The sequence below is a fragment of the Testudinibacter sp. TW-1 genome, assembly GCF_050613185.1.
In the GTDB taxonomy this organism is placed as follows: domain Bacteria; phylum Pseudomonadota; class Gammaproteobacteria; order Enterobacterales; family Pasteurellaceae; genus Chelonobacter.
In genome coordinates this window covers 1617483-1640386 of record NZ_CP192511.1, presented here as the reverse complement: position 1 = coordinate 1640386, position 22904 = coordinate 1617483, and the positions used below count along the sequence as shown (strand labels likewise).

The 22904-nt window shown below is 49.1% G+C and carries 23 protein-coding genes; 13 read left to right on the top strand and 10 right to left on the bottom strand.

Annotation, left to right across the window (positions count from 1 at the left end):
* Positions 1-73: 73 nt before the first annotated feature.
* On the top strand, positions 74-1336 hold the full coding sequence (rho, locus tag ACQ31U_RS07865; RefSeq protein WP_431050925.1) for a transcription termination factor Rho: 1263 nt from the start codon (positions 74-76) through the stop codon (positions 1334-1336).
* A gap of 102 nt (positions 1337-1438) precedes the next feature.
* On the opposite strand, the gene ACQ31U_RS07860 is transcribed toward rho, so the two are convergent.
* Positions 1439-4012, bottom strand: a complete 2574-nt coding sequence (locus ACQ31U_RS07860; RefSeq protein ID WP_431050923.1) for a penicillin-binding protein 1A — start codon at positions 4010-4012, stop codon at positions 1439-1441.
* Between the two features lie 106 nt (positions 4013-4118).
* Here ACQ31U_RS07860 and ACQ31U_RS07855 point away from each other — a divergent pair, with 106 nt between their 5' ends.
* The 8 genes from ACQ31U_RS07855 to ACQ31U_RS07820 all read left to right on the top strand — a co-directional run bounded on the left by ACQ31U_RS07855 (position 4119) and on the right by ACQ31U_RS07820 (position 10575).
* A complete protein-coding gene (locus ACQ31U_RS07855; protein WP_431050921.1) occupies positions 4119-4979 on the top strand; it encodes a hypothetical protein in 861 nt (286 codons plus the stop codon).
* Complete coding sequence (locus ACQ31U_RS07850) at positions 4969-5532, top strand: hypothetical protein (RefSeq protein ID WP_431050919.1); 564 nt, start codon at positions 4969-4971, stop codon at positions 5530-5532. Before ACQ31U_RS07855 ends, ACQ31U_RS07850 begins: the two co-directional genes overlap by 11 nt.
* The gene (locus tag ACQ31U_RS07845; RefSeq protein WP_431050917.1) at positions 5532-6071 is read left to right on the top strand and encodes a hypothetical protein; all 540 of its coding nucleotides are present in this window, start codon (positions 5532-5534) and stop codon (positions 6069-6071) included. Before ACQ31U_RS07850 ends, ACQ31U_RS07845 begins: the two co-directional genes overlap by 1 nt.
* A complete protein-coding gene (locus tag ACQ31U_RS07840; RefSeq protein ID WP_431050915.1) occupies positions 6055-6444 on the top strand; it encodes a hypothetical protein in 390 nt (129 codons plus the stop codon). The genes ACQ31U_RS07845 and ACQ31U_RS07840 overlap by 17 nt, the downstream gene beginning before the upstream one ends.
* 12 nt (positions 6445-6456) lie before the next feature.
* Complete coding sequence (gene pilQ / locus ACQ31U_RS07835; RefSeq protein WP_431050913.1) at positions 6457-7827, top strand: type IV pilus secretin PilQ; 1371 nt, start codon at positions 6457-6459, stop codon at positions 7825-7827.
* Between the two features lie 203 nt (positions 7828-8030).
* On the top strand, positions 8031-8564 hold the full coding sequence (gene aroK, locus ACQ31U_RS07830; RefSeq protein WP_431050911.1) for a shikimate kinase AroK: 534 nt from the start codon (positions 8031-8033) through the stop codon (positions 8562-8564).
* A 41-nt stretch (positions 8565-8605) separates the two neighbouring features.
* Positions 8606-9712 (top strand): 3-dehydroquinate synthase, encoded by a 1107-nt coding sequence (gene aroB, locus ACQ31U_RS07825; protein WP_431050909.1) that lies wholly within the window; start codon positions 8606-8608, stop codon positions 9710-9712.
* Between the two features lie 17 nt (positions 9713-9729).
* Complete coding sequence (locus ACQ31U_RS07820; RefSeq protein WP_431050907.1) at positions 9730-10575, top strand: Dam family site-specific DNA-(adenine-N6)-methyltransferase; 846 nt, start codon at positions 9730-9732, stop codon at positions 10573-10575.
* Between the two features lie 174 nt (positions 10576-10749).
* On the opposite strand, the gene ACQ31U_RS07815 is transcribed toward ACQ31U_RS07820, so the two are convergent.
* Entirely contained in the window at positions 10750-11070 is a 321-nt protein-coding gene (locus ACQ31U_RS07815; protein WP_431050905.1) for a DciA family protein, read from the bottom strand.
* A 124-nt stretch (positions 11071-11194) separates the two neighbouring features.
* Between ACQ31U_RS07815 and secM the strand changes: the two genes are divergently transcribed.
* The 3 genes from secM (at position 11195) to mutT (ending at position 14840) form a co-directional block, all read left to right on the top strand.
* Positions 11195-11530: a secA translation cis-regulator SecM gene (gene secM / locus ACQ31U_RS07810; RefSeq protein WP_431050903.1), complete on the top strand. Its 336-nt coding sequence runs from the start codon at positions 11195-11197 to the stop codon at positions 11528-11530.
* 128 nt (positions 11531-11658) lie between these two features.
* Positions 11659-14355, top strand: a complete 2697-nt coding sequence (secA, locus tag ACQ31U_RS07805; protein WP_431050901.1) for a preprotein translocase subunit SecA — start codon at positions 11659-11661, stop codon at positions 14353-14355.
* A gap of 53 nt (positions 14356-14408) precedes the next feature.
* Entirely contained in the window at positions 14409-14840 is a 432-nt protein-coding gene (gene mutT, locus ACQ31U_RS07800) for an 8-oxo-dGTP diphosphatase MutT (protein ID WP_431050899.1), read from the top strand.
* Positions 14841-14884: 44 nt separating this feature from the next.
* Here mutT and ACQ31U_RS07795 read toward each other — a convergent pair whose 3' ends face one another.
* Positions 14885-16093, bottom strand: coding sequence for an aspartate aminotransferase family protein (locus ACQ31U_RS07795; protein WP_431050897.1), 1209 nt, complete (start codon positions 16091-16093; stop codon positions 14885-14887).
* A 193-nt stretch (positions 16094-16286) separates the two neighbouring features.
* On the opposite strand from ACQ31U_RS07795, the gene ACQ31U_RS07790 reads away from it, so the two are divergent.
* On the top strand, positions 16287-16523 hold the full coding sequence (locus tag ACQ31U_RS07790) for a recombinase RecA (protein WP_431050895.1): 237 nt from the start codon (positions 16287-16289) through the stop codon (positions 16521-16523).
* Here ACQ31U_RS07790 and tldD read toward each other — a convergent pair.
* The 7 genes from tldD to mlaD form a co-directional block, all read right to left on the bottom strand.
* Complete coding sequence (gene tldD / locus ACQ31U_RS07785) at positions 16520-17965, bottom strand: metalloprotease TldD (protein ID WP_431054308.1); 1446 nt, start codon at positions 17963-17965, stop codon at positions 16520-16522. The genes ACQ31U_RS07790 and tldD overlap by 4 nt on opposite strands.
* 108 nt (positions 17966-18073) lie before the next feature.
* Positions 18074-19552: a ribonuclease G gene (gene rng, locus ACQ31U_RS07780; RefSeq protein WP_431050893.1), complete on the bottom strand. Its 1479-nt coding sequence runs from the start codon at positions 19550-19552 to the stop codon at positions 18074-18076.
* A 184-nt stretch (positions 19553-19736) separates the two neighbouring features.
* Positions 19737-21014, bottom strand: a complete 1278-nt coding sequence (gene murA / locus ACQ31U_RS07775) for a UDP-N-acetylglucosamine 1-carboxyvinyltransferase (RefSeq protein ID WP_431050891.1) — start codon at positions 21012-21014, stop codon at positions 19737-19739.
* Between the two features lie 27 nt (positions 21015-21041).
* Entirely contained in the window at positions 21042-21296 is a 255-nt protein-coding gene (locus ACQ31U_RS07770) for a BolA family protein (protein ID WP_431054307.1), read from the bottom strand.
* 61 nt (positions 21297-21357) lie between these two features.
* Positions 21358-21687: an STAS domain-containing protein gene (locus ACQ31U_RS07765; RefSeq protein WP_431050889.1), complete on the bottom strand. Its 330-nt coding sequence runs from the start codon at positions 21685-21687 to the stop codon at positions 21358-21360.
* A gap of 8 nt (positions 21688-21695) precedes the next feature.
* The gene (gene mlaC / locus ACQ31U_RS07760) at positions 21696-22337 is read right to left on the bottom strand and encodes a phospholipid-binding protein MlaC (protein WP_431050887.1); all 642 of its coding nucleotides are present in this window, start codon (positions 22335-22337) and stop codon (positions 21696-21698) included.
* A gap of 29 nt (positions 22338-22366) precedes the next feature.
* Positions 22367-22870 carry an outer membrane lipid asymmetry maintenance protein MlaD gene (gene mlaD, locus ACQ31U_RS07755; protein WP_431050883.1) on the bottom strand — a complete coding sequence of 168 codons (504 nt, stop codon included), beginning with the start codon at positions 22868-22870 and terminating at the stop codon, positions 22367-22369.
* Positions 22871-22904 lie beyond the last annotated feature (34 nt).

Genomic DNA, 22904 nt, shown 5'->3' with positions numbered 1-22904 from the left:
ACTGTATTAAACTACATAAGTAAACTCACTTATTTCCATTAATCTAATCTTAAATCAAACTAATTCTTCCATTATGAATCTGACAGAACTGAAAAACACCCCGATCTCCGAGCTTGTGCGCATCGGGGAAGAACAGATGGGCTTAGAAAATTTAGCCCGTTTACGCAAGCAAGATATTATTTTTTCCATTTTAAAACAACACTCTAAAAGCGGCGAAGACATCTTCGGCGAAGGCGTTTTGGAAATCCTGCAAGACGGTTTCGGTTTCCTGCGTTCGGCGGACAGCTCTTATTTGGCTGGTCCGGATGATATTTATGTGTCGCCAAGCCAAATCCGCCGCTTCAACCTACGTACCGGCGATATGATCGAAGGCAAAATCCGCCCGCCGAAAGAAGGCGAACGCTATTTTGCGCTGTTAAAAATCAAAGAAGTCAATGCCGACCGTCCTGAAATCTCACGTAACAAAATCCTGTTTGAAAACCTCACGCCATTACACGCCAACTCACGCATGCGCATGGAGCGCGGCAACGGTTCGACCGAAGATTTAACCGCGCGCGTATTGGATTTGGCTGCGCCGATTGGTAAAGGACAGCGTGGTTTGATAGTGGCGCCGCCGAAAGCCGGTAAAACCATGTTGCTGCAAAATATCGCGCAAAGTATCACCCACAACTACCCTGAATGCGTATTGATGGTGTTACTGATCGACGAACGTCCGGAAGAGGTCACCGAAATGCAACGTTTGGTCAAGGGCGAAGTCGTCGCCTCGACGTTCGACGAACCGGCGGCACGCCATGTGCAAGTCGCCGAGATGGTAATCGAAAAAGCCAAACGCTTGGTTGAACATAAAAAAGACGTGGTCATTCTATTAGACTCGATCACCCGCTTGGCCCGCGCCTACAACACCGTTACGCCCGCCTCCGGCAAAGTATTGTCGGGTGGGGTGGATGCCAATGCCTTGCACCGTCCGAAACGCTTTTTCGGTGCGGCACGTAACGTAGAAGAAGGCGGCAGCTTAACCATTATCGCTACCGCACTTGTGGATACCGGCTCCAAAATGGACGAAGTCATCTACGAAGAGTTTAAAGGTACCGGTAATATGGAATTGCATTTATCGCGTAAAATCGCGGAAAAACGCGTATTCCCGGCGATTGACTTCAACCGCTCCGGCACACGTAAAGAAGAGCTGCTCACCACGCCGGACGAGCTGCAAAAAATGTGGATTCTACGCAAAATCGTACACCCGATGGGCGAAATCGAAGCGATGGAATTCCTGATAGACAAGCTCTCCATGGCAAAAACCAACGAAGAGTTTTTCGATATTATGAAACGTTCGTAATTGCTATCAAGTCTGATACCGAAACGCCCGCGAATGCGGGCGTTTTAATTGGGTTTGTTACACAAAAGTGCGGTCAAACCGCACTTTTGCTTATAACGCTAGTTAGAACAGCTCTTCCACACGCGGACCGGAGCCGTCGCCCGGGTTGACCATAATCTTATAGCCTTGCTCACGGATATAATGCCGGGTCGGTTCGGTACCTTTGATAAAATATTCGTTGCGTCCGCCGCTGTCGGTCAACAAACCGCTGGACTTATCAATGCGTTTTTCGATGATGTTCGGCGGCAACGGATCGGCGCGTTCCGGTATGTTTTCCAACGCTTTTTTCATATATTCCCGCCACGCCGGCATCGCGGTGCTTGCACCGGCTTCGCCGCGGCCCAAATCATATTTATTATCGTCAAAACCGACATACACTGCTGTGGCGAAATTGGCACCGTAGCCGGCATACCACGCCACTTTCGAGTTATTGGTAGTACCGGTTTTACCGCCGACATCACTGCGTTTGATCTCATTCGCCATGCGCCAGCCGGTGCCTTTCCAACCGCTGCCTTGCTCGCCGTAGATCCCAGAGTGCAGCGCACTGCGGATTAAAAATGCCAACTCGCCACTGATCACCCGTGGGGCAAGTTGCGGTTCTTGGCTTTGCGCACGGGCTTGCGCCAACAATCCCGGTCCGTCTTGCAACCGGCTGTTGCCGATTTGCAATTCCGGAATATCCGGCACGGTTTCCGGCTGTTGATCCGGATCGCCGTCGGCATTGGCGGCGAGATTCACTCCGCTTTCATCAGTTTGCCCGTTTTCTATGCTTTGATCCAATAATTCCAGTTTTTGCTGTTCGCCATAAATCACGGGAATATCATTACAGCCGAAACACGCCACTTTCGGGTTGGCAAGATAAATTTCTTTACCCTCATGATCCAAAATTTTCTCGATAATAAACGGATCAATCAAGAAACCTCCGTTATCAAACACCGCATAGCCGCGCGCCATTTCCAACGGGGTAAATGAGGCCGCCCCCAGTGCCAAGGCTTCCGTTGCCTGATACTGATCACGTTTGAAGCCGAAACGCGGCAAGAAATCCGCCACATAATCAATGCCGACCATTTGCACCGCCCGCACCATCATTACGTTTTTCGATTGTGCCAAGCCTTGGCGCAAACGTAACTGCCCGTCGTAACGGTTAGGCGAATTTTTCGGCGACCACGGTTTTTGCCCCGGAATGCGGATGGTAATCGGGCTGTCGTTTAAAATCGTGGCAAGACTCAAACCTTTATCCATTGCCGCCGCATAAATAAATGGTTTAATCGATGAACCGACCTGCACCATCGATTGCGTGGCGCGGTTGAATTTACTTTGTCCGAAGCTAAAACCGCCGACAATCGCCTCAATCGCGCCGTTATCACTGTTTAACGAGACCAACGCCGAATTGGCGCGCGGCAACTGCCCCAACACCCACTCCTGTTTACTGTTTTGTCGAATCCAAATTTGTTCGCCCACTTTGACTTTCGGACTATTCGCCGTGGCATTCGCCCATTTCATCGCCGAAAACGGCAGCGGCATGCTTTCGCCCGAGGCAAGCAACAAATTTACACCCTCCTTATCAATCGCCATCACTGCCGCCGGTACTAACGGTTCGGAATTCGGGATTTTTTTCAGGAAACCGATAATCCGCTCGTGCTCCCACGCGGTTTCATTGGCTTTCCACAGCGGCGCACCGCCACGATAACCATGGCGCATATCGTAATTAATCAGATTATTGCGCACCGCAATCTGAGCATTGCGTTGATCGGTGGAATCGACGGTGGTATAGACTTTATACCCTTTCGTGTAGGCATTTTCTTCGCCGTACAGTTTGACCATTTCCTGCCGCACCATTTCGGTGACATATTCCGCCTGAAAATCCAATTGACTGCCGTGGTAACTGGCAACCAACGGCTCGTCGCGCGCTTGTTGATACTGTTGTTGTGAAATATAACCTTCCTCCAACATCCGCCCCAACACCACGTTGCGCCGCTCGGTCGCGCGCTGTAACGAATATAATGGATTCATGGTCGACGGCGCTTTCGGCAAGCCGGCAATCATCGCCATTTCGCTGAGGGTTAATTGGTTTAAATCCTTACCGAAATAGGTTTTTGCCGCGGCGGCGACACCGTAAGAGCGATAGCCGAGATAAATTTTGTTCAGATACAGTTCTAAAATTTCATCTTTATTCAGATTTTTTTCGATTTCAATCGCCAAAATCGCTTCACGCACCTTGCGCAGCAAGGTTTTTTCCGGAGTTAAGAAAAAGTTGCGCGCCAGCTGTTGGGTGATGGTACTCGCCCCTTGCGAAGCGCCGCCATCGCTGATCGCCACTTTCAAGGCGCGCGCGATCCCGATCGGATCCAAGCCGTAATGGGCATAAAAACGGCTGTCCTCGGTTGCCAACACCGCTTGTTTCAACGGTTCTGGAATCTGTGCCAAGCTGACCGGAATCCGCCGCTGCTCGCCCACTTCGCCGATTAATTTTCCGTCCGCGGTATAGATTTGCATAGGCTGTTGCAGCTCGATATTGCGCAAGGTTGCGACATCCGGCAGCTCGGATTTGATATGGAAATAGGTAATCGCTATTATCACACATCCCAAAATTGTCAAGGTCAATAAACTACTAAATATTAATTTTACGATCTTCACCGAAAACTTCTCTCTTCAAAGTCAATTATCAAACGAATTTGCGCCACACTACTTGCCACATCAAATTATTTTACACGTTATCGCACACATTGAGGATCTTTTTACAATGACAACCGCTATATTCCGTGCGCCGAAACTGAAAGTCGGCATTTATCAAAATCAACAGCATATCGAAGTGGCACTGCTGGATCCGCAACGGCAACCGCACTTTTATCGGATCGATTCGAGCGAATTGGCACAACTCACCCCGTTACTAAGACAACAATTTGCGTCCACTATATCAAATAAAGCGCGATTTTTTTATATTTCCTGCTTGGAACCGCACTTGCTGTGGCAAAAACACCTGCTGTTGCCGCGCGTAGCACCGCATGAGCGTTACCGTCAAGTCAAACTGATTATCAAACAGCAACTGCCGAGCGACGAGTCGCAAATTCTGTTTGATTTTATCGCTACGCCGATACCGCATAACAACACGAAGCAATATATTGATTACGTACAAATTTTTGCGGCAAAAAGGCAAAACGTTTTACGCTGCTGCGAACGGTTGGCGCCGCTAAGATTAAATGCGTTGGATTTCTATGCCCATGCGCTGTTGCGTGCCTTTGTTTATGTCAGCCAAGCCGCCGTCGATGAAACTTCGTTGTTTATTTATCAAGACAACCGACCGAACGCGGAAAAACTGGTGCTGTTACAGCAATATCCCGATCGTTTAATCCAAAGCTATGAAAAAAAATTGTCGCTGACCGCACTTTTACAGCTGTTTTTCCAACATGCGCCGCCGAATCAAATCCGGCGCTGTGTGATTTATGCCGCGCCAAGTGCGGTGCAAGCCGCAAGGTCAATCCTGCCCGCACAGGTCGAATTGATCGCGATCGATCCGGCGCAATACCCCTATTTTATCGCCTTGGGCTGCGCCCTTTGGCAAACTCAGCACTGGCAAACCAAAGGATTCGTCAATGGCAATTAATCTGTTGGATTGGCGAACAACGCAACTGCGCCGTCAACAAATCCAATTTGTTTGTCGGGTTGCGATTAGCGTGCTGATCGGCTGCGGGCTGCTGCACGGTTTGCACGGCTATCAACAGCGCCTGCAACACGAATTGGCGCAACAACGGCAACAGCAAACAGCACTTCGTCAACAGAACCAAGATTTACAGCGGCAAATTCAGCAGCTGCAAGCGCAAACGGATGGGAAACCGCCGAGTGAAAGTGCGGTGATCGACGCTGAAAACCTCGCGCTGTTTCTTAATTTACTCCGTGCGCTGCCACTGCAAGACGGACGTTTGACCTTCGCCGGTCTTACGCCGTCAACACCGCCGCAAACACAGCTGGCGCTGCACGGTTATACGCTGTCGGCGCACAGCGTCGAGCAACTCAAAGCCTATCTGGCACAAGCCTTGCCGACAAGCGCAACCCTTGAATTAACCCGATTTGAACTGGCGCCTGCCGAACGGCAAGACGCGCAATTTACCTTTGTGTTTCAAATTCAACTCATCCCCGAACAGGAGCAACCGCAATAATGCCACTACAACCCTATTCCCCGCTTGCCAGATTTATCGGCGCGTCATGGCGTTTACAGTTAATCTGCGCCGTCGTGCTGTTGACTGTCGCTGCGGCAAACCCGTTGTGGGAAATTCGACAACTGTTACAACAGCAAGACCAAACCGCACTTGCCAATCAGCAACAGCAGATGGCATTGCAACAGAAACAGCAAGTGATTGCGCTGTTAAATCAGAAAGCCAACGAGATGAAAAAAACGCTCGATCCGCAACTGGCGGCGCAAATCTCACCGTTGAATCAGCGGATACAAAGTGCGGTCAGCGCGCAAGCCGGATTGCACATCCGCCGACAAGCATGGCGGTTTTCCGCTATGCCGCAGTTACAGCTGGAACTGGAGGGACGCTTCAGCGCCATTCAGCGTTTTCTGCGCCAACTGCAACCGCACTTTGCCGAATTGTCGTTGCTAACATTGGAACTCAGCCATGCCGACACACAACGCAGCACTCTCGCCCATTTGACGTTACAACTGACGGAAGCGAAACATGATGAAGAAAAATAATTACTTACTCAGCCTATTGCTATTTGCCAGCCATTTCACGCTTGCTGCCAGCAACGATATGGGACAGGATCCGTTTGCGTTTGCGCCACGGCAGACGCCGCCTTCCGTCGGCAACGCAGCATTAAACTGTACCGAACCTGGCGATTGGCTCATGGATACCCTGCCGTTAGTACAACTCAAGCCGGTCGGCGTAATCCAATACGGCAGCGACGACGCCGTGGTGCTGTGGTTAACGGCAAACGGGGTGATTATCGACAGCCGTCTCGAGCAAGTGATCGCACAAGAGCAATGGCAAATCGTGCAAATTGAAGCGCAGCGCATTCGTTTACAACAATGCGGCAATCCGAGCCAGCAGAAAACCATTCATTTATAATAGGAAAACATCATGCAAAAAGGGATACAAACCGCACTCGTGTTATTATGTTGGCTGTTAAGTGCGGTCGCCGCCGGCCATGCCAAGCAGCCGCGCGATAACGGATTTACGCTGGTCTTAAAACAAGCGCCGTTAGTCGGCACGCTGCACTATTTAGCCCAGCAACAAGAGGTCAATTTAGTGGTTGATGACGAACTGCAAGGCAATATCAGCCTGAATTTAAAACGGACTAATTTCGATCAATTACTGCAAGCGGTGAGTAAAATCCATGCGTTAGAGATTGAAAAATTTGAAGGCAGCTATTTTATCCGCCCGCGCCAAGCGGCAAACGGCACGCCGACAAACCCGCAAACCGCACTTTCAACCCAACCAGCCCTGCAAACGGTGAAAATTCCGCTGCAACACGCCAAAGCCTCGGAAATCATGCAATCGCTCAACAGCGGCAGTGGTTCGTTGCTTTCGGCAAGCGGCAGTATTACGTTTGATGATCGCAGCAACAGCCTGATTCTACAAGAACAACCGCAAGCGCTTGCCAACTTGCGCAAGATTATCCAACAGCTGGATCAGCCGACACAGCAAGTGTTGATTGAAGCTCGAATTGTAACAATCAGCGATGAAAGCCTGCACGAACTGGGCACCCGCTGGGGGTTGTTCGACAGCACGGCGCAAGCGCGCCGATTCAGCGGCAGCTTGGATGCCAACGGGTTTACCGATGTGGCAAATAATCTGAACATCAACTTCGGCAGCGATTACGCCAATGCCGCCAGGGTTTCACTGCAAGTGGCGAAAATTAACAGCCGCTTGTTGGATTTAGAGTTGACCGCACTTGAGCGCGAAAATAACGTCAATATTATCGCCAGCCCGCGCCTGCTGACCACCAACAAACGCAGTGCCAGCATTAAACAGGGCACGGAGATTCCCTATCTGGTGACCAATAAAAACGAAACGCAAAGCGTTGAATTCCGTGACGCCGTATTGGGCTTGGAAGTGACGCCGCATATTTCCCACGATGACACCATTTTATTGGATTTAATGATTAGCCAAAATTCACCGGGCAACAGCGTTGCCTATGGCAATCATCAGATGACCACGATTGACAAACAGGAAATTCAAACCCAAGTGTTTGCCCGCCACGGCGAAACCATCGTGCTCGGCGGCGTGTTTCACGACACCTTTGTCGACGGTCGGGATAAAGTGCCGCTGTTGGGTGATGTGCCGGGAATCAAGCATGTATTCGGCAAAGAGACCCAACGCCAGGCCAAACGCGAATTGGTGATTTTTGTCACACCGCACATCGTCAAATCCCCGACCAAAGAAGCAACCCGCAACAATAATCCGGCACAAAATCCGTCTGCTCCGCGCCCATTTGCCTACGGATTTTAGTCTAATTTGTGTTTTTATTGATTAAATCGGGTAATACGGTTGAAAACAGGGGCGTTTTATTGCGATAATTGCCCCCTTAACTTAAAGTTGAAGCTCGCGGGGTGTTTTACTACTTAGCGTGCCGTGATTCGGCAACAGCACCGCTCTTTTATATACCTTCGACACTCTGATTAATCATAACATTAACAAGAATTTAGAATAACATGGCTGAAAAACGTAATATCTTTTTAATTGGGCCGATGGGCGCAGGCAAAAGCACAATCGGTCGCCAGCTTGCCCAAATCCTCGGGATGGAATTTATCGATTCCGACAACGAAATCGAACAACGCGCCGGTGCCGACATCAGTTGGATTTTTGATGTCGAGGGCGAGGCGGGTTTTCGCAAACGCGAAGAACGGATTATCAACGAACTGACCCAACGCCAAGGCATTGTCCTGTCGACCGGCGGCGGTGCGATTTTATCCAAAGAAACCCGTAATCATCTGTCCGCACGCGGCACGGTGGTCTATTTGGAAACCACCGTTGATAAACAGCACCAACGCACCTTGCGCGACAAAAAACGCCCGTTGTTGCAAGGCGTTGCCGATCCGCGCCAGGTGTTGGAAGATTTGGCAAAAACACGTAATCCGCTGTATGAGCAAATTGCCGATATTACCATGAGCACCGACGAGCAAAACGCGAAAAATATGGCTAACCATTTGATTGATCTGTTGGAGCAATATTCTTCGGTCAATTGATTTCTGTTTTTTGCTTTCCTTTACCCACTGGAGATGACAACATGACTGCGCAAAATACGATTGAAGTCAATGTAGAGTTAAAAGAGCGTCGCTATCCGATTCGGATCGGCAGCGGTCTTTTAAGCCAATCCGAAAGCTATGCGCCATTGCAACAGGGCGATAAAGTCATGATTGTCAGCAACCCGACGGTGGCGGCACACTATCTGGCAACCGTCAGCGAGGCATTGCAACAATTAGGCTGTCAGGTGGAATCGGTGTTAATTCCCGACGGCGAACAATATAAAACGCTAGAATCACTCAATCTGATTTTCACCGCACTTTTACAAGCCAATCACGGGCGTGACACCACCATCGTCGCACTCGGCGGCGGCGTGGTCGGCGATATTGCCGGTTTTGCGGCGGCAAGCTATCAGCGTGGCGTGCGTTTGTTGCAAATTCCGACCACCTTGTTATCACAAGTCGACTCCTCCGTCGGCGGTAAAACCGGCGTGAACCACGCGCTTGGCAAAAATATGATCGGCGCATTTCACCAACCTTGCGCGGTAATTATCGACAGCAACACCTTAAATAGCTTACCGAAACGCGAAGTGTTTGCCGGTTTAGCCGAAGTGATTAAATACGGCGCGATTTTGGATCTGCCGTTTTTTGAATGGTTGGAACAGAACATTGACAGATTGGTGAAATTGAACACCGAAGCCCTGCATTTCTGCCTCAAGCGTTGCTGCGAAATCAAAGCCGAAGTGGTGGCACGCGATGAAACCGAACAAGGCGATCGCGCGTTGCTTAATCTTGGACATACGTTCGGGCATGCCATCGAAACCCATTTAGGCTACGGCAACTGGCTGCACGGCGAAGCGGTCGCGGTCGGTATGCTGATGGCAGCGGCACAATCGCATTTATTGGGCGATCTGACACAGCAAGATGTGTTCCGCCTCGAAAAACTGTTGGCACAGGCGAATTTGCCGACCATTTCGCCGGACGGCATGAGCGCCGATGATTATCTGCCGTTGATGATGCGTGATAAAAAAGTGCTTGCCGGTAAATTGCGTTTGGTGTTGCTGAAAAAGCTGGGGCAAGCCTACGTTGCCAAAGACAGCGATCCGCAGTTAGTGTGTCAAGCGATCAACGCTTGTAGCCAATTTGACTGACCCAGTTGCCTGAAAAAATGCCAGTATCCGCTAACCGCTTGCCAAAACACCGCCCGTTTTTAAAATGGGCGGGCGGTAAATTTCGCCTGACCGATGAAATCAACAAGCTATTGCCCAAAAACAAACCGATTCTGATTGAGCCGTTTGTCGGCGCAGGTTCGGTGTTTTTAAATTCCAATTTTAAACGGTATATTCTGGCAGATCTGAATCCTGATCTGATTAATCTGTTCAACGTGGTAAAAACCGATGTTGATCATTTTGTGGCGGAAAGTACCAAGCTGTTTCGCCACCCCAATGCCAACAGCGCGGAGTTTTACTACCGCCAACGCGATGAATTCAACCGCACTTCAGATATTTTTGTGCGCTCAGCGCTGTTTGTATATCTCAACCGTTTCGGCTACAACGGTTTGTGCCGCTACAACAGCAAAGGCTTGTTTAACGTGCCGTTCGGCGCCTATGTGAAACCCTATTTTCCCGAAACTGAAATCCGCTATTTCAGCCATAAAGCGCAACACGCCAGCTTTCACTGTGCAACCTTTCAAAGCAGCTTTGAACTCGCCAGCCATGACAGTGTAGTTTACTGTGATCCGCCCTATGCGCCATTGCAACAGCTCTCGAATTTCACCCACTATGCCGGTAACGGTTTCAGTTTAGCGCAACAGCAAGAACTGGCGGACCTCGCCAAACAGTGCGCCGAACAACACCGCACTTCGGTGGTGATCTCTAACCACGACACGCCATTCACGCGTGAAATTTATCAAGGCGCGAGATTTAAGAAACTGATCGTCCAACGCCACATCAGCCAAAATGGCGAAAACCGCAGTAAGGTGAATGAGTTGATTGCGGTGTTTAAGCACAGATAACAGTTTGCATTTATCACTACTGTTTTTCGCCTCGTCGGCGACCGCACTTTGTCTTTTTACTTTCCGCTGAAAATTGTCTATCGGGTTTCGCCGATGGCGACTTTTTTTAATCACTATCGCTATTTCGCCTCTCGGCGAAACACGATAATTTAATTTTAGATGAATGAAAAAAAATCACCCCGCCAACTCCGGATTAATCTTAAATTCCAATCTCGTTGCTTGCGGAAACACCTCTTGCGCCAATGCCAACAACTCAGCCTGACGGAACAAAATCCCCTGCTTTAAACTGGCGTTTTGCACCTCGCAGTAAATCACCTCATCACGAATCGTCGCGACCCGAAAACGCCCGCGGAAAACGTCTGGAAAACGCTGCTGCAACTGATTATTCAGATCGCCCAGAAAGAGCGCCCGACGGGCGATTTCAGCAAACGAACTCTGCTCAACCAACTGCTGAATATTTTTCATTTTATTTTGACGGGTTTTATTTGGCTTCATGGCTGTTTTTCCGCTTGTTTTTCCCTAATTTGTCCCGATATGTATGACATAGGCTCAGTGATGTTCTATAATAACACACATTTTTAGCAATCCTGCTTTCACACCAGCTTAGGCAATATCGTTGATGAATCTGTTTCGAGGCTACAACAAATCCGCTCGTAAACCGCACTTTTGGTCACAATTCCTGTTGGGAATGTTGGCGATTTTGTCGTTGCCGCTCCAAGCTAATCCGACACAAGAGCAACAAACTTATAGCCAAGCCTATCAACTGCAACAAAGCGAGCAACAAAAACCGCTTGCCCCGTTGTTTTATCAGCAACAACAGCGCCAAATCCAGCTACAGCAACGGATCCGGCACACACCTTCACAACATTTGTTTGTTGAAAAACAAGCGTTAATAGGTGACACGGTTAAAGCGGTACCGCCAATCCGCGCCGGACCGCACTTTTCCTTCTCATGATAAGTTATTCACTATTTTTGCCGATTGCGCCTGAATGGCGATCGCACTGAGCAAAGTGCGGTTTTTGTATCCTTCATTCGCCCGGCAAAGCCCGATTTAAGTCATTTAAAAAGAGATAGAAAAGTATTATGTTTAAAGCCATTGCAACCAAAATTTTCGGCAGCCGTAATGATCGTATTCTGCGCCGCCTCAACAAACGCGTTCAACAAATCAACCAACTGGAAGCGCAATACCAAGCCCTGAGCGATGAAGAGCTGAAAGCCAAAACCGCGGAATTCAAAGCCCGTTTAGCACAAGGCGAAACCCTCGATAAAATCCTGCCGGAAGCCTTTGCCACCGTGCGCGAAGCAAGCCAACGCACACTCGGCATGCGTCCGTTTGATGTGCAATTAGTCGGCGGCATGATCTTGAATGATCGTTGTATCGCCGAAATGCGCACCGGGGAAGGCAAAACCTTGACCGCAACCCTGCCTTGCTATTTAAATGCCTTGACCGGGCGCGGCGTGCACGTGGTCACCGTCAATGATTATTTGGCGCGCCGCGATGCGGAGACCAACCGTCCGCTGTTTGAATTTTTAGGCTTGACCGTCGGCGTCAATATCCCCGGATTAGCGCCGGAACAAAAACGCGCCGCCTACGCCGCCGATATCACCTACGCCACCAACAGCGAACTGGGTTTTGACTACCTGCGCGATAACTTGGCGCATTCGCCGCAAGACCGTTTCCAGCGTCCGTTATATTATGCCTTGGTCGATGAGGTCGATTCGATTTTAATCGACGAAGCGCGTACGCCGTTGATTATTTCCGGACAAGCGGAAGACAGCTCCGATTTGTATATTGCGATTGATAAATTGATTCCGAAGCTGGTGTTCCAAGAAAAAGAAGACAGCGAGGAATATCAAGGCGACGGCGATTACACGCTTGACTTGAAAAATAAACAGGCGTTTTTAACCGAACGCGGTCAGGAAAAAATCGAAAATTTATTAATCGAAGCCGGTTTGATGAAAGAAGGCGATTCACTGTATTCGCCGTCGAAAGTCAGCTTGTTGCACCACGTTTATGCGGCGTTGCGTGCGCATACCCTGTTTGAACGCAATGTGGATTATATCGTCAAAGACGGCGAAATCGTGATTGTGGATGAACACACCGGGCGCACTATGCAAGGCCGCCGCTGGTCGGAAGGCTTGCACCAAGCGATCGAAGCGAAAGAAAACGTACAAATTCAAAGCGAAAACCAAACCACCGCGTCGATCACCTATCAAAACTATTTCCGTCTGTATGAAAAACTGGCTGGGATGACCGGCACGGCAGACACCGAAGCCTTTGAGTTCCAACAAATTTACGGATTGGAAACCGTGGTGGTGCCAACCAACAAACCGATGATCCGCGATGACCGCACCGATTTAATGTACAAAAACGAAGAAGACAAATTCGCCGCGATTGTCGCCGATATTAAAGAAGCGATTGCACGTAATCAGCCGGTGTTGGTCGGTACAATTTCGATCGAAAAATCAGAATTGTTATCAAAAACCCTAACCAAAGCCGGGATCAAACATAACGTGCTGAACGCCAAATTCCATGCACAAGAAGCGGAAATCGTGGCGGATGCCGGTGTGCCGGGTGCGGTCACCATCGCCACCAATATGGCGGGACGTGGTACGGACATCGTGTTGGGTGGAAACTGGAAGGCGGAAATCGCCAAACTGGAAAATCCAACGGAAGAGCAGATTGCCAAAATCAAAGCTGACTGGGCGGAACGCAATAAAATTGTGACCGAAGCCGGCGGCTTGCATATTATCGGCACCGAACGCCATGAATCGCGTCGGATCGACAACCAGCTGCGCGGTCGTTCCGGGCGTCAGGGCGACCCGGGCTCCTCCCGTTTCTATTTGTCGTTAGATGACGCTTTAATGCGGATTTATCTGAACGAAGGCAAGCTGAATATGATGCGCAAAGCCTTCAGCGAGCCGGGCGAGGCAATGGAATCCAAGCTGTTGGCAAAAGTGATCGCCAGTGCGCAAGCCAAAGTGGAATCACACAACTTTGACGGACGGAAAAACCTGTTGCAATTCGATGATGTCGCCAATGATCAGCGTCACGCGATTTATACCCAGCGCAATGATTTGTTAGATCACGACGATATTTCCGAGACGATCAACGTGATTCGTCAAGATGTGTTCAACAACACCATCGACCAGTATATTCCGCCGCAATCATTGGAAGAAATGTGGAACATCGACGGTTTGGAACAGCGCCTGAAAACCGACTTTGCCTTAGATTTACCGATTGGCAAATGGTTGGAAGAAGACAACAATTTGCATGAAGAAACCCTGCGCGAACGTATTTTAGCGGCGGCAGTCGCCGAGCATGAACGCAAAGTCGAATTGGTCGGTGCGGACAATATGCGCGCCTTTGAAAAAGGCGTGATGTTACAAATTTTGGATGAATTATGGAAAGAACATCTGGCGGCGATGGATCATCTGCGCCGTGGCATTCACTTGCGCGGTTATGCTCAGAAAGATCCGAAGCAAGAATACAAAAAAGAGTCGTTCCAGATGTTTACCGAGATGTTAGACACCCTGAAATCCACGGTGATCAGCACCCTGAGCAAAGTGCAAGTCCGCACTCAGGAAGAAGTGGAAGAAGCCGAGCGTCTGCGCCGCGAAGCCGCAGAACGCCAAGCAGAAGCCATGCAATATCACCAACATGGCGATGAGGCAAAATCGCAGGATGAAAACGGTGAAGTGGCAAAAGTCAGCCGCAATGCGCCATGCCCATGCGGCTCCGGTAAAAAATACAAATACTGTCACGGCAAGATTAAATAAGATGAATCTATTATAATGGGGCGGCTTGCCCCATTTTTAATACAGGAAAGATCATGACGACACAAACCGCACTTGCCAACCAACCGCAAGCAAAACCACTGATTAAAGTCGCTGTCGGGATTATCCGTAACGAATTCAAACAGATTTTTCTCACCCGTCGTTTAGAAGGCAAAGATTTCGCCCAAAGCTGGGAGTTTCCCGGCGGCAAAGTCGAAGACAATGAGAGTGAAGAACAGGCATTAAAACGCGAACTGGAAGAAGAGATCGGCATTATGGTGCTAAACACCAAACTGTATGAACGTTTTCAGTTTGAATACCCGAAAAAGGTGATTGAGCTGAGTTTTTACTTGGTCGAAGAGTGGCTAAACCAGCCGTTCGGACGTGAGGGACAAGATGGCTTTTGGATCGAACAACACGCCCTCGACCATGGGCAATTTCCGCCGGCAAATAAAAAAATTATCGAGCGGTTATTAAGCGAAAAATAGCGGATTGAAAAAGGGGCATATCAAAATGCCCCTGTCATGCCGCATTAGGGCGCCACTAACGAATTCACCATCTGCTCAAATCGCTGCATACCTAACTCGAATTCGGTATCGCTGATATTCAGTGCAGGGGCAAAACGCAACACGTTTGGGCCGGCAACCAGCAACATCACACCGAAATCATTGGCTTTGCTGCGCAGTTCTGCCGCTTTATCCTGATATTGCGCGCTTAATTCCGCGCCGATTAACAAGCCTAAGCCACGCACACAGTTGAAGATTTTCGCTTTTTGATTGATTGCCTCAAGTCGTTCAATCAGCTGGGCTGAGCGTTGCCGCACCTGTTGCAAAAAGTGCGGTTGGCTGATGATGTCCACTACTTTGTTGCCGACCGCACACGCCAGCGGATTGCCGCCAAAAGTGGTGCCGTGCACGCCCGGCGAGAAACTTTTCGCGATTTTATCGGTAGTCAACATCGCACTGATTGGAAAACCGTTCGCCAACGCTTTGGCTGAAGTCAAAATATCCGGCACCACGCCGTAATGCATATACGCGAAAAATTCGCCGGTTCGCCCTAAGCCTGTTTGCACTTCATCAAAAATCAGTAACGCCTGATATTGATCACACAGTTCGCGCAAACCTTGCAGGAATTCACGTTGCGCCGGTAAAACGCCGCTTTCGCCTTGCACCGGCTCGATAATCACCGCACAAGTGTGGTCATCAATCACGGCTTTGACCGCACTTAAATCATTGAACGGCACATGTACAATGTCCGCCAGTTTCGGTCCGAAGCCGTCGGAATATTTCGGCTGTCCGCCGACGCTGACGGTAAACAGCGTTCTGCCGTGGAAACTTTGCTTAAACGAGATGATTTTGCTTTTTTGATAACCGAAATGATCGACCGCATAACGGCGCGCCAATTTCAATGCGGCTTCATTCGCTTCCGCCCCTGAATTGGCAAACATTACCCGCTCGGCGAAGGTTTTTTCGATCAGTTTTGAGGCAAGTTCCAACGCCGGTTCGCTGGTGAACCAGTTACTTGAATGCCACAGGGTTTCGCCCTGCCGTTTCAGCACCGCCACCACCTCGTCGGGGCAATGCCCCAATGAATTGACCGCCACGCCACTGGTGAAATCAATATAGTCTTTTCCCGCTTGATCCCAAACCGTACTGCCCTTGCCACGCACCGGAATAAAATCCGCAGGGGTATAATTTTGGATCAAAACTTGATCAAAGGTTGCTCTGGTATATTGTGTCATGATTGTTCCTTTTCTATCCTTTAACTCATGCTGTCAACTAAAGTGCGGTGCAATTCTTTGCCTAACATAAAACGATTTGCAGCGCTTATCAATAGGTAATTTGATAACGATTGCAATCGTCTTGTGCTTTCTCGCTTGCTTATGCCATACTTGGATAAAAATCAGTCGATTTAAATCTGATAGGGGGAACGGTATGCATTTTTCGGAACAAGAGAAAAGCCAATTGTTACAGTTGAAATATGTCGGCTTAACCGTGATTGAACGCTTGGAACAGCTTGGAATTTATTCGTTTGAGCAGCTCGCCAAGGAAAAAACTGACGATATTTGCCGGCAAATTTCTGCGGCAATGGGCAGTTCCTGTTGGAAAAACAGTCCGCAAGCAAAGGCGGCGATCAATGCCGCCATTGCATTGGCTAAGCGGGAAAGCTAGCTAGTGCCGCCAACGGTGATATTATCGATTTTCAATGCCGGTTGTCCCACGCCGACCGGTACGCTTTGCCCCTCTTTGCCGCAGACGCCGATCCCCGGATCAAGCTCGCTTTCGTCGGCGACCATGGAGATGTTTTGCATCACCTCAATACCGCTGCCGATCAGGGTTGCACCGACCACGGGTTTGGTGATTTTGCCGTTTTCGATCAGGTAGGCTTCGGAAGCGGAAAACACGAATTTGCCGGAGGTAATATCCACTTGCCCGCCGCCAAAGTGCGGTGCATAAATGCCGTTGTCAACCGAGGCAATCAGCTCATCGAATTTGTTTTCCCCGGCAAGCATATAGGTATTGGTCATGCGCGGCATTGGCAAGTGCGCATAAGATTCACGCCGTCCGTTGCCGGTCGGGGCAACGCCCATTAAGCGCGCATTCAGTTTATCTTGCATATACCCTTTCAATATGCCGTTTTCGATCAACACATTGCGTTGGCTAGGTACACCTTCGTCATCCACCGTCAACGAACCGCGACGGTCGGCAAGCGTGCCGTCATCAATAATCGTACACAGTGGTGAAGTCACCAATTCGCCGATTTTACCGCTGAACAGCGAGGATTTTTTACGGTTGAAATCCCCCTCTAAACCGTGTCCGACCGCTTCGTGCAATAATACGCCCGGCCAGCCTGCGCCCAGCACCACCGGCATCATGCCCGCCGGCGCTTGTACCGCACTTAGCTTGACTAACGCCTGACGCACCGCTTCTTTGGCAAACCACACTGCACGGCTTACGCCTTGGTAATCTTGTAACAACCAATCCAAACCAAAACGCCCGCCGGCTCCTGCGCTACCGCTTTGGCGTTTGCCGTCCTGTTCCACCAACACTGAAACCGACAGACGGATGAGCGGACGAATATCCGCTGCCAGCGTGCCGTCGGTTGCCGCAACCAACATTTCTTCGTAGAGCGAACTGATACTGGCGGAGACTTGAATCACACGCGGATCTTCGGCGCGTGCGGTTTTATCAATCAAATGCAACAGCTCGATTTTTTTCTCACGGCTGAGGCTTTGCAGCGGATTGATCACCGCATAGCGCATTTCCGCTAAAGTCGGTTTTAAAATAATCGGGGTGATTTGCGATTGCGTCGCCCGTGCAATGCCTTTGGTTGCGTCAACACATTGTTGTAATTGGTTGAGGTTGATTTGGTCGGCATAGGCAAACCCGGTTTTTTCGCCGCTGACCGCCCGCACGCCCACGCCGCGATCAATATGAAATCCGCCCTCTTTGATAATGCCGTCTTCCAACACCCAATTTTCATCGGTCGAGGATTGGAAATAGAGATCGGCATAGTCGATTTCGCGTGCGGAAAATTGATCCAGAATATTGGCGAGCTGTGCCACGCTGAGTTGGCTTGCTTCCAACAAAGTTGCAGATACGTTGTTTAAAATTGGGTTTTGCATGAAATTCTCGTTTTGGATGAATGTGATAATGCCGTCGCCTCCCTCCGCATGCGGAGAGAGGGAAATAAAAACGCAGAAGCCATTTTATGGCGCAGTTTACATGATTACGACATCAAATTGTTCTTGGTTATAAAATACTTCGGTTTTGATTTGCACTTGTTTGCCGATAAACACTTCCAATTCGGCTAAAATCCCGTGCGCTTCTTCGTTAATCAGATAGTCCGCCACCGCTCTTGAGGCATAGACCAAAAATTGTTCGCTGTCGTATTGGTGATGAATCCGCACGATTTCGCGCACAATTTCATAACTGACGGTTTCCACCGTTTTCAAACTGCCGCGCCCTTTACACGCCGGACATTCGGTACACAAAACGTGTTCCAAGCTTTCACGGGTGCGTTTGCGCGTCATCTCCACCAAGCCTAACTGAGTGAAACCGTTAACGTTGGTTTTGACCCGGTCACTGGATAACGCTTCATTCAGCGATTGTAACACCCGTTCGCGGTGTTCCTCGCTCTGCATATCGATAAAATCGATAATGATAATGCCGCCCAGATTACGCAGTTGCAGTTGCTGTGCAATGGTTTGCGTGGCTTCGACATTGGTGTTGAAAATGGTCTCTTCCAGATTACGATGTCCGACAAATGCGCCGGTGTTGATATCAATCGTGGTCATCGCTTCGGTCTGCTCGATAATCAGGTAACCGCCGGATTTCAGATTGACGCGTTTTTCCAAACCGCGCTGGATGGCATTTTCCACACCGTAAAGATCAAACAGCGGTTGGTTGCCGACATACAGCGACAAGCGGTTGGTCAGCTCCGGCATAAATTCTTGGGTGAAAGTTTGTACTTCCTGATAAGTCAGTTTGGAATCGATCCGAATCAGATCAATCTGTGTGCCGACAAAATCACGCAAAACGCGTTGTGCCAGCGCCAGTTCACCGTACAGCATGGAACGGGTCGGATATTTGCTTTTGCGTTCCATCACTTTGCGCCATAAACGCTTGAGAAATTGCGCATCTTGTTGCAATTCTTCTTCCGAACAGCCCTCCGAGGCGGTGCGTACGATAAAACCGCCCAGTTCGTCGCAATAGCCTTCCACCAACGCTTTCAAGCGCGCGCGTTCTTCTTCGCTTTCAATCCGCTGTGACACCCCGACATGGCTATTTTCCGGCATAAATACCAAATAACGCGACGGCAAGGTAATGTCAGTGGTCAAACGCGCGCCTTTGGTGCCGAGCGGATCTTTCACCACTTGCACCACAATATCCTGCCCTTCACGCACCAGTTCGCTGATGTCTTTGACGATAAACTGCTTCTTTTCCGACTCATCAACACATTCGGTGTGCGATACAATATCCGAGGCGTGCAAAAAGGCGGCTTTTTCCAAGCCGATATCGACAAACGCCGATTGCATACCGGGCAGCACGCGCATAATCCGCCCTTTATAAATATTGCCGACCAAGCCACGTTTGGCTTCGCGCTCAATATGCACTTCTTTTAACACCCCGGTATCGAGTAACGCAATCCGGGTTTCATTTGGTGTGACGTTCACCAATAATTCTACGCTTGAGGTCATACATTACCTGCTAAATTTAAAAATTAATTCGTTGTATTCTATCGTAAAACCGCACTTGGCAGAAATCGGATTTGAGTTTAGGCAGGTTATTTTTCAGTTATTGTGAACTTACACAAAAGAAATGCGCAAAAGAAAACCCGAACAAGTCGGGTTTTCAGTCAGTTAGTCCGCCAAGCTGTTTTTATTATTCTTCACTTTCCGCTTCAGAAAAACGCTCGATACGCGCCCCTAAACCACGCAATTTTTCTTCGATATGCTCATAGCCGCGATCGATATGATAAATCCGATCAACCACGGTTTCACCGTTGGCGATACAACCTGCCAGTACCAAACTGGCGGAGGCGCGCAAATCGGTCGCCATCACTTCGGCACCGTTCAGATTCGCCACGCCGTAACAAATCGCGGTGTTGCCTTCGATATCGGCTTTCGCACCCATGCGGATTAATTCCGGAATGTGCATAAAACGGTTTTCGAAGATTGTTTCGGTGATAATGCCCGTACCTTCCGCCACCATATTCAATAAGGTGAATTGCGCCTGCATATCGGTCGGGAAACCCGGGTGCGGTGCGGTGCGCACATTGACCGCTCTTGGACGGTAGCCCAGCATATCCAAGGTGATTGTATCTTCGCTAATATCGATTTGCGCACCGGCTTCACGCAGTTTTTCGATGACTGCGTCTAACGTTGAGGCACGCGTGCCACGGCAAACAATGCGCCCGCCGGAAATCGCCGCCGCCACTAAGAAAGTACCGGTTTCGATTCGATCCGGAATCACATGGTGTTCGCCGCCACCCAAACGTTCAACGCCTTCAACGGTGATTAAATCCGTGCCGGCGCCGCTGATCTTCGCACCCAGTTTGTTCAGGAAAAGTGCGGTATCGGTGATTTCCGGTTCACGCGCGGCATTTTCGATAATCGTCGTGCCTTTGGCTAAGGTCGCCGCCATCATCACCGACAAGGTTGCGCCGACGCTGATTTTGTCCATCATGATATTGGCGCCTTTCAAACGCCCGTCCACAAAGGCTTTGACATAACCGTCTTCCAGTTTGATTTTGGCACCCAATTTTTCCAAACCGGAAATGTGCAAATCGACCGGACGCGTGCCAATCGAACAGCCGCCCGGCAAAGAAACCTGCCCTTGGCAAAAGCGCGCCACTAGCGGGGCTAGCGCCCAAATCGAGGCGCGCATGGTTTTCACCAACTCATACGGCGTCACAAAATTATTGATATTCGAAGCGTCGAGATAAACGCTATTTTTGTCTTTTTTCTCAACCGTCACACCCAATTTTTTCAAAATTTTCAGCGTGGTTGACACATCTTTCAAGTCCGGTACATTGGTCAGAGTGACTGGCTCTTCTGCCAAAATCGCAGCAAACAAAATCGGTAATGCCGCATTTTTTGCGCCTGAAATATCAACACTGCCTTTTAAACAGCTTTTGCCGTAAATACGAAACTTTTCCATGAGTTCTCCTTGAAAATCCGAAATAAATTAAAGACCGTTCAATAACCGTGCTTGCTGCCATTTGGCAACGGTGAAGGTTTTGATTGAAAGCGCATGAATTTCATTGCTTGAAATATATTGCATTAACGGCGCATAAATCAGTTGCTGTTGCTTAACTTTACTGATGGAGGCGAAGTCATCACTCACTGCGATCACATTAAAATGGGCATTTTCGCCACTGACAAAAACCTCATCCAAATTGAGTTGCTCGCGCAAAATCGCTTCGATTGCTTGTGCGTCTATTACCTGTGCATTCATTGGTATTTTTCGTTCCTTTAAGCTGCTTTTAAGCTACGGCAGTGATTTATTGTTGGATAAAGGGCGTTAACCACTCTTCCAAATCGTATAATTCGGCAAAATCGCGTACCAAGTGCGGTACGGCGACCAATTTTACCCTGCTCTGCCGCGAATAATGATGAAGAATTTCACATATTAACACAAATCCGGCAGAATCCACCATTTGTAAACGATTTAGCTCGATATATAAGCATGACTCTGGCGAAGAAAAAGCGTTTTCGGCAAACAGCGAAGCACGCTGTTGCCAAAGCGGCAGCAACGTGCGACGGGTTAACTCGCCACTGAATTGCAGAGACCAACTGTTTTGCCGTTGACTGACATTCCATTCGAAATTCAAGCGGACACCTATTTTTCCAGCTTAATCGGAATAGCGGCACTTTTCTCGATCTGCGCGCTCAGGGCGTCGATCCCTTGTTGGCGCAAAATGTTGCTCCACTCATTTTTCTTGGTTTCGACCATGCTCACGCCCTCTGCCGCCATATCATATGCCTGCCATGCGCCGGTGCGGGTGTTTTTGCGCCATTTGAAATCCAGTTTAAGCGGCGCCGCACCGTTATTTTGGATCAGATTCACTCGGATACTGACGATATTCTGATCACCAATCGGTTTTTCTTGTTCAATTTGCACTTGCTGGTCATTATACATAGTCAACACTTGCGCATAAGACTGCTCGATAAAATTGGCAAACGCGCTAAAAAACTGATCGCGCTGCGCCGGGGTGGTGCTTTTAAAATATTGCCCCAACACCAACGAGCCGGCATAGTTGACATGCACATACGGCATTAATTCTTGTTTGACAATGGTGCGCATATAATTCGGATTTTGTTGAATTTTCGCCTGATTAGTCCTAATCGAGGCAAACAGTTTGTCCGAGGCCTGCTGCATTAATTGGTACGGATTATCCGCTGCCGCCGCCAATGTGCTGAAAAACAGGGTGAATAATACCGCACTTGCGGCGAACCATTTTTTAAACATCTTGTGTAGCATTGCTTTTCTCCTGTGCAAAATAATCAAAATTATTCTGCTTTTGTTTCCGTTGTATCGGAGGCAGTTTCTTTTTTATCTCCATACAGAAATTGCCCGATTAAATCTTCCAACACCATGGCTGAGGTCGTATCGTGAATCGTATCGCCGTTTTTCAGCATGGCAACCTCGCCGTCATCAAAACCGATGTTCAGTGCAATATATTGTTCCCCCAATAAACCGGAGGTTTTAATTGAAAGCGAGCTGGTTTCGGGAATTTTGTCGAATTCCTGATCGATACTCAAGCTAACTCTCGGCAAATAAGTTTGCGGATCCAAATCAATCGCCGTGACCCGTCCGATCACGACGCCACCGGTTTTCACCGCCGCCCGCACTTTAAGACCACCGATATTGTTAAAAGTTGCTTGTAAATTATAACTTTTATGATCACTAAAGCCCTGTACGTTGGTGACGCGCAAGCCCAAAAAGACCAGCGCCGCGATACCTAACAACAAAAATAATCCGACCCAAAATTCGTATTTAATGGTTTGACGCATTTTTCTTTCCTTACACGCCCGGCATTTCGCCAAG

Excerpts from the sequence above, each read along its gene's own strand:
- rho (WP_431050925.1), top strand. The coding sequence starts at position 74 with ATGAATCTGACAGAACTGAAAAACACCCCGATCTCCGAGCTTGTGCGC.
- ACQ31U_RS07855 (WP_431050921.1), top strand. The coding sequence starts at position 4,119 with ATGACAACCGCTATATTCCGTGCGCCGAAACTGAAAGTCGGCATTTAT.
- ACQ31U_RS07850 (WP_431050919.1), top strand. The coding sequence starts at position 4,969 with ATGGCAATTAATCTGTTGGATTGGCGAACAACGCAACTGCGCCGTCAA.
- ACQ31U_RS07845 (WP_431050917.1), top strand. The coding sequence starts at position 5,532 with ATGCCACTACAACCCTATTCCCCGCTTGCCAGATTTATCGGCGCGTCA.
- ACQ31U_RS07840 (WP_431050915.1), top strand. The coding sequence starts at position 6,055 with ATGATGAAGAAAAATAATTACTTACTCAGCCTATTGCTATTTGCCAGC.
- pilQ (WP_431050913.1), top strand. The coding sequence starts at position 6,457 with ATGCAAAAAGGGATACAAACCGCACTCGTGTTATTATGTTGGCTGTTA.
- aroK (WP_431050911.1), top strand. The coding sequence starts at position 8,031 with ATGGCTGAAAAACGTAATATCTTTTTAATTGGGCCGATGGGCGCAGGC.
- aroB (WP_431050909.1), top strand. The coding sequence starts at position 8,606 with ATGACTGCGCAAAATACGATTGAAGTCAATGTAGAGTTAAAAGAGCGT.
- ACQ31U_RS07820 (WP_431050907.1), top strand. The coding sequence starts at position 9,730 with ATGCCAGTATCCGCTAACCGCTTGCCAAAACACCGCCCGTTTTTAAAA.
- ACQ31U_RS07815 (WP_431050905.1), bottom strand. The coding sequence starts at position 11,070 with ATGAAGCCAAATAAAACCCGTCAAAATAAAATGAAAAATATTCAGCAG.
- secM (WP_431050903.1), top strand. The coding sequence starts at position 11,195 with ATGAATCTGTTTCGAGGCTACAACAAATCCGCTCGTAAACCGCACTTT.
- secA (WP_431050901.1), top strand. The coding sequence starts at position 11,659 with ATGTTTAAAGCCATTGCAACCAAAATTTTCGGCAGCCGTAATGATCGT.
- mutT (WP_431050899.1), top strand. The coding sequence starts at position 14,409 with ATGACGACACAAACCGCACTTGCCAACCAACCGCAAGCAAAACCACTG.
- ACQ31U_RS07795 (WP_431050897.1), bottom strand. The coding sequence starts at position 16,093 with ATGACACAATATACCAGAGCAACCTTTGATCAAGTTTTGATCCAAAAT.
- ACQ31U_RS07790 (WP_431050895.1), top strand. The coding sequence starts at position 16,287 with ATGCATTTTTCGGAACAAGAGAAAAGCCAATTGTTACAGTTGAAATAT.
- rng (WP_431050893.1), bottom strand. The coding sequence starts at position 19,552 with ATGACCTCAAGCGTAGAATTATTGGTGAACGTCACACCAAATGAAACC.
- murA (WP_431050891.1), bottom strand. The coding sequence starts at position 21,014 with ATGGAAAAGTTTCGTATTTACGGCAAAAGCTGTTTAAAAGGCAGTGTT.
- mlaC (WP_431050887.1), bottom strand. The coding sequence starts at position 22,337 with ATGCTACACAAGATGTTTAAAAAATGGTTCGCCGCAAGTGCGGTATTA.
- mlaD (WP_431050883.1), bottom strand. The coding sequence starts at position 22,870 with ATGCGTCAAACCATTAAATACGAATTTTGGGTCGGATTATTTTTGTTG.